The 10,493-nt window shown below is 68.3% G+C and carries 10 protein-coding genes; 6 read left to right on the forward strand and 4 right to left on the reverse strand.

Features of this window, described 5'->3' with window-relative positions; genetic code table 11:
* Positions 1 to 16 precede the first annotated feature (16 nt).
* The 3 genes from VHB27_RS19825 to VHB27_RS19835 form a co-directional block, all read right to left on the reverse strand.
* The gene (locus VHB27_RS19825; protein WP_325603775.1) at positions 17 to 844 is read right to left on the reverse strand and encodes an NAD-dependent epimerase/dehydratase family protein; all 828 of its coding nucleotides are present in this window, start codon (positions 842 to 844) and stop codon (positions 17 to 19) included.
* Entirely contained in the window at positions 841 to 1,854 is a 1,014-nt protein-coding gene (locus VHB27_RS19830; RefSeq protein WP_325603777.1) for an aldo/keto reductase, read from the reverse strand. Before VHB27_RS19830 ends, VHB27_RS19825 begins: the two co-directional genes overlap by 4 nt.
* A gap of 130 nt (positions 1,855 to 1,984) precedes the next feature.
* Positions 1,985 to 2,713 (reverse strand): class I SAM-dependent methyltransferase, encoded by a 729-nt coding sequence (locus VHB27_RS19835; RefSeq protein WP_325603779.1) that lies wholly within the window; start codon positions 2,711 to 2,713, stop codon positions 1,985 to 1,987.
* Between the two features lie 97 nt (positions 2,714 to 2,810).
* On the opposite strand from VHB27_RS19835, the gene VHB27_RS19840 reads away from it, so the two are divergent.
* From VHB27_RS19840 to VHB27_RS19855, 4 genes are all read left to right on the forward strand, one after another.
* Positions 2,811 to 3,596, forward strand: coding sequence for an enoyl-CoA hydratase/isomerase family protein (locus tag VHB27_RS19840; RefSeq protein WP_325603781.1), 786 nt, complete (start codon positions 2,811 to 2,813; stop codon positions 3,594 to 3,596).
* 9 nt (positions 3,597 to 3,605) lie between these two features.
* Positions 3,606 to 4,346, forward strand: a complete 741-nt coding sequence (locus VHB27_RS19845; protein ID WP_325603783.1) for a pyridoxine 5'-phosphate synthase — start codon at positions 3,606 to 3,608, stop codon at positions 4,344 to 4,346.
* A gap of 459 nt (positions 4,347 to 4,805) precedes the next feature.
* Positions 4,806 to 6,143, forward strand: a complete 1,338-nt coding sequence (locus VHB27_RS19850; protein WP_408904025.1) for an autotransporter strand-loop-strand O-heptosyltransferase — start codon at positions 4,806 to 4,808, stop codon at positions 6,141 to 6,143.
* A gap of 12 nt (positions 6,144 to 6,155) precedes the next feature.
* Complete coding sequence (locus tag VHB27_RS19855) at positions 6,156 to 7,880, forward strand: Hint domain-containing protein (RefSeq protein WP_325603787.1); 1,725 nt, start codon at positions 6,156 to 6,158, stop codon at positions 7,878 to 7,880.
* Between the two features lie 24 nt (positions 7,881 to 7,904).
* On the opposite strand, the gene VHB27_RS19860 is transcribed toward VHB27_RS19855, so the two are convergent.
* Positions 7,905 to 8,357, reverse strand: a complete 453-nt coding sequence (locus VHB27_RS19860; RefSeq protein WP_325603789.1) for an acyl-CoA thioesterase — start codon at positions 8,355 to 8,357, stop codon at positions 7,905 to 7,907.
* 123 nt (positions 8,358 to 8,480) lie between these two features.
* Between VHB27_RS19860 and VHB27_RS19865 the strand changes: the two genes are divergently transcribed.
* Positions 8,481 to 8,843 carry a copper resistance CopC family protein gene (locus VHB27_RS19865; RefSeq protein WP_325603791.1) on the forward strand — a complete coding sequence of 121 codons (363 nt, stop codon included), beginning with the start codon at positions 8,481 to 8,483 and terminating at the stop codon, positions 8,841 to 8,843.
* A gap of 3 nt (positions 8,844 to 8,846) precedes the next feature.
* The coding region (locus VHB27_RS19870; RefSeq protein ID WP_325603793.1) for a copper resistance D family protein at positions 8,847 to 10,493 on the forward strand (1,647 nt) is incomplete at its 3' end.

Consider the following 10,493-nt stretch of genomic DNA (forward strand, 5'->3'; position numbering starts at 1 on the left):
GGGGCGCCAGACCCTTTCAGACGGAACGAACCGGCCTTTCCGGCGCTTGCGCATGGGACCCGCCGTGCTCCGGCCATTCCCATTCGTCCTTGTCGGGACCGTCGACGTCGACCCCCTGCGCACGCAGCATCTCCCGATGGTCCTCGGCGTTGTCGCGCGGCTGGTATCCCAGGAAAGCCCAGTTGGGATCGTAGGTTTTCAGCCGCGTGTTGTTGGAATAGCCGTTCACCACCAGGCATCCCGGATCCGGATGCCGCAGCGACACGTCGACCAGGTGGGCGACGTCCCCGGGGCTGAGCCAGGTGGCCAGCGAGCGCTGGTCGATCGGCAGCGTCCGGTACGTGCCGATGCGCAGGGACACCGATCGGATGCCGTGACGATCGTAATAGTTCCGCAGCATCGTTTCGCCCCAGACCTTGAACACGCCGTACAGGCTGTCGGGCCGGGGCGGCAGGGCAGGGGTGACGCGTTCGGTGATCGGGTAGCAGCCGAACGCATGGTTGCTGCTGGCGAAGACGATGCGCTCCACGCCGGAAAGCCGGGCGGTCTCGAACACGTCGAACAGGCCGCGGGCGTTGACGCGGAAGAGGGATTCGAGGTCGTAGTTCCCGATCATCCCCGCCAGGTGGACGACCGCGCGCACGCCTTGCATCATCCGCTCCAGCGCGACCCGGTCCGCGACGTCGGCGACGATCGGCTCCTCATTGGGCGAGGGGTCGCGGATCGGCTTGATGTCGGTCAGCCGCAGGTGCCGCCAATGTTCGCGCAGCCCGTCGCGCAGCGCGGTGCCGATCGCGCCGGCGGCGCCGGTGACCAGCACGGTGTCGGATGCGGGGTCGATCATGCGCGGCCGACCCGGACGGCGCCGTCCCGCCGTTCCTGCATGCCGTCTTCCATCGCGCGCGGATAGCGCCGCGGCAGGGCGGACACCGCGTCCAGCCGCCCGCGTGCCTCGTTCGGCAGGTGCCAGCCGCTGGCGGCCAGCGTGTCGTCGAGCTGTCCGGCGTGCCGCGCCCCGATGATCGCGCTTGCAACCATATCCTGCTCCAGCACCCAGCGCAGCGCCACCTGTGCGGGCGGGCGGTCGAGATCGCGGGACACCGCCAGCAGTTCGGCCAGGATCGCTTCATGTCGCGGATGGAAGAACCGCGTCGGGAACGCCCAGCGTTCGGCGGAGCGGGATCCTTCCACGCTTTGTTGTCCCGGTTGATACTTTCCGGTCAGGTAACCACCGGCCAGCGGCGACCAGACGACCATGCCAAGCTGCTTGAGCGCGCAGGCCGGGACGAGCTCTTCCTCGATGTCGCGGACGACCAGGCTGTATTGCGGCTGGTACGCCTCGAACCGCGCGAGGCCCTTGCTGTCGCTGGTCCACAGCGCTTCCATCAGCCGCCAGGCTTCATAATTGCTGCACGCGGTATAGCGGACCTTGCCCTGCCGTACCAGGTCGTCGAAGGCGCGCAGCATCTCCTCCAGCGGCGTCTGCACGTCGACGTGATGGATGAAATAAACGTCGATGTAGTCGGTCCCGAGGCGGCGCAGGCTGTCCTCCACCGCCTGCATGATGTGGCGACGGGACATGCCGGAATCGTTGGGTCCGGGCCCCATCGGATTGAACACCTTCGTTGCGACTACGACATCACGCCGCCGGGCGCCCAGCGCTCGGCCGAGCATCGTTTCGGATTCGCCGTTGTTGTAGCCGTTGGCCGTGTCGAAGAAGATGATGCCGGCGTCGAGGGATTTACCGACGACGCGTTCGGTCTCCGCCATGTCGGTGCCGTGGCCGAAGGTCATGGTGCCGAGGCAGATCTCGGAAACTTTCAGGCCGGTCCGGCCAAGTCGGCGATACTCCATCTGCGTTCCTTTCCCCGAGGTCTCGGGAAGCGTGGTCCGTTATAGCCGGAAAGGGATAGCACCGACCCGCCTGCCTTGTCATGGGCGGCCCCCGTTGGTCGGCCCCCTTTGGCTGCCCCCTATGGCCCCCCTATCGCCGGCAGGAGACCAGCAGGATCATCGGCCGCTCCAGCTCCTCCTTCAGCGCGGGCAGGGCGGCGAGCTGTTCGTCCGTTGGCCGCCACTCCTCGACATGGCGGATCGTGAAGCCTGCCCCGATCAGCGTGTTCAGCGTGGTGCCGATGGTGCGATGGTGCTTGACCACCCCTTTCGCGAGCCAGTCCGTGGTCCGAACGCCCTCGATCGCGTAACGATCGACCGGCCAGGTACGGCGTCCCGCCTCGTCCAGCCGCCAGCCGGGATGGGTCGGGGCCATGTAGATCGGGTGCTCGATCGTGAAGACGAAGTGCCCATCGGTCCGCAGCGCCTGGAAGACGGTCCGGACCAGGCGCCCGAAATCCTCGACGTAGTGGAAGGTCAGGGAGCTGTACGCCAGGTCGAAGGACGATGCCGGCAGGTCCAGGTGCTCCAGGTCGGCCTTGGCATAGCGGACCGCCGTGCCTGCCGTTTCCTGCCGCGCACGGGCCAGCATGTTGTCCGACAGGTCCAGGCCCAGCACCGACGCCGCGCCCGCGGCCGCCGCCCAGCGGGCGAACCAGCCGAAGCCGCAGCCCAGGTCCACGACCCGCGCGGCGCGCAGGGGCGGCAGGACGGCGCGGATCGCCGGCCATTCGGGCGCGCCGTCCAGCCCGTGAACCGAGCGGCGGAGCTGGCTGTAGGCAGTGAAGAAATCGGGCGTGTCGTAGATGTTCTGCGCCATGACTGCCGGAAGGCTATCACGGTTCGCCGGGATTTGCTCCCCGCACCCCGCCGCCATAAACTCCGCGCCCCGAACCCACCCATGGCGGCAGGAAACGATGCAGCACGGCAGTTACGAACACATCGCGGTCGAAACCAACGGCCATGTCGCCACGATCGAGGTGCGGCGCGGTCCGAACAACTTCATCGACACCGACATGGTGGGCGAGATCGCCGATGCGCTGGAGACCTACGACCGCACGCCGGAGGTGCGCACGATCGTGCTGTGCGCCGAGGGCAAGCATTTCTGCGCCGGCGCCGATTTCGGCAGCCGCGGTCCCGACGGCGTGGCCCGCCAGGCCAAGCGCGGCCGGCACCTGTATAAGGAAGCGCAGCGGCTGTGGCGCACCGGCAAGCCGATCGTCGCCGCCGTGCATGGCGCGGCGGTGGGCGCCGGCGTCGGCCTGGCGGTCATGGCCGATTTCCGCGTGACCTGTCCCGAGGCGCGGTTCTCCACCAACTTCACCCGGCTGGGCTTCCATCCCGGCTTCGGCCTGACCTGCACGCTGCCCCGGCTGATCGGCGCGCAGCACGCGGCGATGATGATGTACACCGGCCGCCGCATGACGGGCGAGGAAGCCCTGGCGATCGGCCTGGCCGATTACTGCGTCGCGCAGGAGCAGGTCCGGTCCAAGGCGGTCGAGATCGCGACCGAGATCGCCCAGTCCGCCCCGCTGGCCATCGTCGCCACGCGGGAGACGCTGCGCCGCGGCCTGGCGGACGCCGTCGCCGCCGCGACGGAGCGCGAGTACGAGGAGCAGGACTGGCTGCGGCAGACGGCCGATTTCAAGGAAGGCACCAAGGCGATGGGCGAGCGCCGCCTGCCCAACTTCCAAGCCCGCTAGACCGCCGCCATGGCTCGGCTCAGCGTCAACCTCAACAAGATCGCGCTGCTGCGGAACTCCCGCCATACCGGCGTGCCCGATCTGGCGTGGTTCGCGAAACAGGCGCTGGACGCGGGGGCGGCGGGGCTGACCGTGCATCCGCGTCCGGACGAGCGGCACATCCGCGGATCGGACGTGGCCCTGCTGGCCCAGGTGATGGGCGCGCGGCGGCCGGCGGTGGAATTCAATATCGAAGGCTATCCGGACGAGCGGCTGATGATGCTGATCCGGCCCGTCCGGCCGGAGCAGGTCACGCTGGTCCCCGACGCCCCCGACGCGTTCACGTCGGAGGAGGGCTGGCGCCTCGATCCGGCCCAGCGCGCGCTGCTGGCCGGCACGCTGCCGGCGATCAAGGCGCTGGGCGCGCGCCTGGTGCTGTTCGTCGACCCCGATCCGGCGGTGGTCGCGAAGGTGAAGGATGCCGGCGCGGACGGCATCGAGATCTATACCGGGCACTACGCGGCGGCGTTCCGGACGGGGACCCACGCCCCGATCCTGGAGGCGATCGCCGCCACCGCCCAGGCCGCGCGGGACGCCGGGCTGGTGGTGAACGCCGGGCACGACCTGAACCTGCGCAACATCCCGCCGCTGATGCGGGCGGTCCCGTTCCTGGCGGAAGCGTCGATCGGGCACGAACTCACCGCCGATGCGCTGGCGATGGGTTTCGCGGCGGCGGTGGCGGCTTACGCGAAGGCGCTCGCGGCCGGCTGACGGCCTGCGTCATTGCCGTGCCTCAGGGGGGGACACCCCGGGGCCCCGGGGTATCCCCGGGGCTTCCAGTCGCCGCGCTGAACGAGCGCCGGGCGCTGCCAAGCCGGTGTCCGGGCGGCGGTCGTTACGGCCCGAATGCTCGTCCTGTAACGATTCCCGTCATGATTGTCGCGTGACGAAATCCTTGTGTAACCTCTGAGAAATACAACTTTTGAGTGTTATGCCGATAAAATGAGATTTCTGTGGACAATACGTCTAAAAACACGCAAGATGCGCCGTAAATAAGGATGACCGACGGACTATCGGTGGTTGTATCGCTCCAGCCGCCGAACGAACCAGGCATCACGTCGCGTCGTGGGACCGAAGCCACGACAGTAAAATGGCGCGAGGACTTCAATGGACGGCGGAAGCCGCATGACTGGCGACGGACTGCTTGGCGCGCCAGGTGATGCCCAAGGCGTGACAAAGGCCACGGCGGTCTCGGGTCCGTCCCTCGCGGCGGGGGCGGCTCGCCAGGGCGTGCGCGCGGCGGCCTATCCGGAACCGGCCGCGGTCCCCACGCTGGAAGGACCCGACGGGATCCGTTTCGATTTCAACGCGGGCGCCCGGATCCGGCTGCCGGCCCGGACCAACGGACAGTGGCGCGTACGGCTGACGGACCTCGACACCGGCAATGTCCTGTTCGAGACCGAGACAAAGGGCGTCCTGGTCACGTCGGCCAAGCGGTATTGCGTGCGGTTTGGCATCGAGATCTGGGACACCGGGCCGTGCGGCTTGCCGCTGCCGGTCCTGACGCATGAATTCGACCCGTACGACCGCGACGTCCTGATCAACGTCCCGTCCGGCACGCTGGGCGACACGATCGGCTGGTTCCCCTACGCGGTCCGGTTCTGGCAGACGACCGGATGCCGCCTGACGGTCGCCATGTCGGCCAAGATCATCCCGTTGTTCCGGGATGCGTACCGGAGCATTCGTTTCGTCACCCACGAACAGGTGGTTCAGGAGAGGCTGGCGGAACAGGCCTATGCCACCTACAACCTGGGCTTGTTCTTCGACGACGCGGCCTGCGTCCATCAGCCGACCGATTTCCGCCAGGTGGGCCTTCACCGGACGGCAGCCTATATCCTGGGCGTCGATCCGACCGAGGAACCGCCGCGCCTGGCCATTCCCGACGACACCCGCCCGATCCCCGAACCGTATGTCTGCATCGGCGTCCAGGCGACGTCCCAGGCGAAATACTGGAACAACCCGAATGGCTGGCGCGCCGTCGTCCAGTTCCTGAAGCGCCGCGGCTATCGCGTGGTCTGCATCGACAAAAGCCCGGTACACGGCCATGACCTCGTCTGGAACCACATCCCGCATGGTGTGGAGGACGAAACGGGCGACCGCCCCCTGACCGAGCGGGCGCGCTGGCTGCGCCATGCCGAGGCCTTCATCGGCCTGAGCAGCGGGTTGTCGTGGCTGGCCTGGGCGGCCGGGACGCCGGTCGTGATGATCAGCGGCTTCACGCATGTCAGCAACGAGTTCGCGACCCCGTACCGCGTCATCAACTGGCACACGTGCAACAGTTGCTGGAACGACGTCCGCCATAGCTTCGATCACCAGGACTACCTGTGGTGCCCGCGCCATGCCGACACGCCGCGCCAGTTCGAATGCACCCGGCTGATCACGCCGGAGCACGTCATTTCCACGATCAAACAGCTTCTGTCGTCGCGCCGGCCCGGACAAGGCACGGCGGACATCGGATCCACGACCCCGGTCACGGCGGGCCCGGCCCGTTCACCTCTGATCAGCTAGGAGAGGCAAGCAATGGCGAACTACACGATCTCGGCGGGCGAAGTCCTCTCCGCGGGGGTCATCTACGGAAGCGACGGCCTGCCCTGCGGGACCGTCCAGGCCAACGACCACGTGACCGTCCTGAGCGGTGGTCTCGTAACCGACGAGACGATCGGGCAGGATGGCCTGATCGAGGTCAGGTACGGCGGTTCGGCCACGCAGGTCACCGTATCCGGCGGCCTTCTCGGTTACGACGGCGCAACGCTCGTCAATGATACCGCGGCGGCCGGCGGCCTTATCGGCCAGCTGGGAAAGTCCATCACCATATACGGCATCGTCGTCCAGTCGGGCGGCGCGTTTTCCGAAGCCGAATTCGGCCTGCAGGAATACCTGCAGAGCGACGGGCGCGCCGCATATAGCTGGCTGAGCTACCTCGACGAGGAATTCTCGGGACAAAGCGGGTATTTCGGCACCGCCAGCTATCCCGGCCAGACCTCGGACTCCACGCTGAGCGGCGGGACCGCCACGCCGATCGCCATCGAGAACGGCGCTTACATCGGCACCACCCTGTCGAACGCGACGCTTACCAGCACCTATGTCAGCGGCGTGACGACCGCGATCTTCACGGCGGGCAACGTCACGGAAACGGTCTCCTATTTCGGCAGCGACACGTTCACCTCGCTCGGCAACGGCGCCTACGAGGTGACCTCCGTCGCGGCCACGTGTTTCGCCGAAGGAACGAACATCCTGACGCCGGAAGGCGAACGGCCGGTCGAGACGATCCGCGAAGGCGATCTCGTCACCGTCCTGCGCGACGGCGCGGCGGTGCAGGAGCCGGTGAAGTGGATCGGCTATTCCCGGATCAACCTCGCGCACCACGCCCGGCCGGAACTGTCCGCGCCGATCCGCGTCAAGCAGGGCGCGCTGGGCGACAACACGCCGACCCGCGACATCGTCCTGTCGCCGGAGCACTGCCTGCTGCTCGCCGGCAAATGCGTCCCGGTGAAGCTGCTGGTCAACGGCGGGTCGATCGTTCGCGAGCTACCGGAGCATCCGTTCACCTATTACCACATCGAACTGGACCGGCACGGCATGCTCCTCGCCGAGGGCGCCGCGTCCGAGAGCTATCTGGACACCGGCAACCGCGACTCGTTCGACAACGCCGGCACCGCCCGGCGGCTTCATCCGACCTTCGCGGTGAACCCAAGCTCGGAACGGTGGCAGACGGATGCCTGCGCGCCGCTGGCCAAGGTGCCCGAGGACGTCGCCCCGATCTGGCAGGGCCTCGCCGAACGGTCCGACAGGCTCGGTTTCGCGGCGCCGGCGCCGATGCTGGTGGAGGATCCGGACGTACACCTGCTGGTCGACGGCCGCCGCGTCGGACCGGTGATGGAGCGGCAGGGGCGGGCGGTCTTCGCCGTCCCGGCCGGCGCGCGATCGGTCGTCCTGGCGTCGCGCTTCTGCATCCCGTCCGACAAGCGGGTCCCGGGCATGCGCGATACGCGCCGGCTGGGGATCAGCGTCCACGCCATCATCGTTCGCACCCAAACCAGGGAAACGGTCTTCACCTCCGACCATCCCGGCCTGCGGGTGGGCTGGCACGCCGTGGAGAATGACGGCGTGACGACATGGCGCTGGACCGACGGCGCGGCCGCCATCCCCTGGGCCGGCATCGAAGGGTCCGCCATGCTGACGGTCCGCTTCGCCCCCGTCGCCGGCTACCCGGTCTACGACGAGAAACTCCGCCTCGTCGCCTGATACGGGCGGTCCCTCGTCGCGGCGTCACGCCGCGGCGGGGGGCGTGACCATCAGCCGGCCCAGCTTCGCCCGCGACTCCTCGGGGATCGGCACCGGCCGCTGCACCCCGCGCTCGACGAAGACATGGACGAAATGCCCCTCGGCTGCGGCAACGTCCTCGTCGTTGCGGAACACCCCGATCTCATAACGCACGGAGCTGCGGCCGATCTGGGCCACGCGGACGCCGACGGTCACCCGGTCGGGGAACGCCAGCGAGGCGTGGTAGCGGCAGGCCACCTCGACGACCACGCAATGCACCGGACCATCCAGCAGGCCGACGACCTTCTCGGTCATCTCGTAATAGGTCACGGCGGTGTCGAAATAGGAGAAGTAGTTCACATTGTTCACGTGCTGGAAGACGTCGTTGTCCATCCAGCGTGTCGTGATCCCGTGGAACCAGCGGTAATCGGCGCGTTTTCCGGGTGGCAGGCGGCTCATGCGGTCTGGGTCCCTCTCACAGCATAGGTCGGCCGCCCGTTCCTCGGACTGGACGAGACCGTTGATACCCGGCATCTAGCCCCCGCCGCCGAGGCCCGCAACTTCGCTTGCCAGGGGATATCAGTGAGTTTTCGTGCCAGCCTTCGCCTTCTCGCCGTTCTCGCCGCCGTTTCCGTGCCCTCGTTCGCCTGGGCGCATGCGATCCTGGAAGCCAGCACGCCGCCCGCCGGCGGCAGCGTGCCGGCCGGCCCGCTCGATGTCCGGCTGCGCTATAACAGCCGCATCGACAAGGCCCGCTCCCGCGTGACGCTGGTGCGTCCGGACCACGCCCAGGCGCCGGTCGCGATCGCGCCGGGGGGAGCGCCGGACATCATGACCACGCATCTCGACCTCACGCCCGGCGATTACGTGCTGCGCTGGCAGGTGCTCGCCGTCGACGGCCACATCACCCGGGGCGACGTGCCGTTCACGGTCAAAGAGCACTGATTGATGGAGCTTCTGGTCGACCTGTTCGGCTACCTGTCGATCGTCGTCCACGGCCTGACGATCCTGTCGCAGTCGATGGCGCTGGGCGGCGCCTTGTTCCTGGTGTTCCTGGCCCGCCCCTTCGACCTGCCGGAGATCGCCGCGACGGCCGCGCGGATCGCCGGCTGGGCCGCCGTCGCGCTGGTGCTGTCCGAGGCCGCGACCGTCGGCCTGCAGGCCGCGGTGCTGATGGACACGGTGGGCCTGAGCTTCCTGGACGTCATGGGCGCGGGCTTCGCCATCGCCGGGACGATCAAGATCGCCGCCGCCGCCGTGCTGGCGCTGGCCCTGCTGACGCGGCGGCCGGCCAGGTGGGCGCCCTCGGCGCTGCTGCTGGCATTGACCGTCGTGGAACTGGCGGCCGCCACGCTGACCACGCATGCCGCCGCGCGGCTTGACGACCAGGCCGTCCTCCTGCTCGTCGAAGGGCTGCACCAGCTTGGCGCGGCGATCTGGATCGGCGGGCTGCCCTGCTTCCTGATGGCGCTCGCCCGCTTGCACGACCCGGAGTTGTTCCGCCAGGTCGGCGCCCGCTACTCCCGCATGTCGATGGTCGGCGTCGCCTGCATCCTGGTCAGCGGGCTGACCATGTCGGTGTTCTATATCGGCGACTGGCAGGGTCTGTACGGCACCGCGTTCGGCGTCATGGTCGGCGCCAAGGTGGTGATGTTCCTGATGCTTCTGGCCCTCGGCGCGGGCAATTTCGGCATCGTCGAGCGGCTGCGCCGCAACCCGGCGACGCCCGTCCTGCGCCTGCGCCGGTTCGCGGAGGTCGAGTTCGGGATCGGCATCGCGATCTTCTTCGCCGCCGCGTCGCTGACTTCGGTCCCGCCGGCCGTGGACCTGACGCAGGACCGCGTCACCTGGCACGAGATCGTCGAGCGCAACACGCCGGAATGGCCGCGCCTGACCAGCCCCGACCATGACTCCCTGGCGCTGCCGGCATTGCAGGAGAAGCTCGACCGGCAGGCGGCGCGGCAGGCCACGGCGCCTCAGGCGGCGTTCGTGCCGGGATCGGGCGAACTGCCGCCGCGCAATGCCGAGGACATTGCGTGGTCGGAATACAACCACCATTGGGCCGGCCTGTTCGTCGTCGCCATCGGCCTTCTCGCATTGCTGAACCGGGCCGGGGTCCGCCCCGCACGGCACTGGCCGCTGCTGTTCATCGGCCTGGCGGTGTTCCTGTTCTTCCGCTCCGATCCCGAAACGTGGCCGCTGGGCGATATCGGCTTCTTCGAGAGCTTCCGCGATGTCGAGGTGCTGCAACACCGGGCGTTCGTGGTCTTGATCGTGGTGTTCGCGGTGTTCGAGTGGCGGGTGAGGGCCGGCGGCCTGACGCGCGGCTGGCCGGTGCTGGTGTTCCCGCTGCTATGCGCAGGGGGCGGGACACTGCTGCTGACGCACAGCCACGCGATCGCCAACCTGAAGGACCAGTTGCTGATCGAGCTGACGCACACGCCGCTGGCGATCGCCGGCATCGCGGCGGGTTGGGCGCGCTGGCTGGAACTGCGGCTCGACCCCAGGCAGAACCCGGTGGCCTGGCGGACGGCAAGCTGGCTGTGGCCGGCGTGCCTGGTGTTCTGCGGCTTGCTGCTGCTGGGCTATCGGGAG

The organism is Rhodopila sp., from assembly GCF_035548235.1.
GTDB lineage: Bacteria > Pseudomonadota > Alphaproteobacteria > Acetobacterales > Acetobacteraceae > Rhodopila.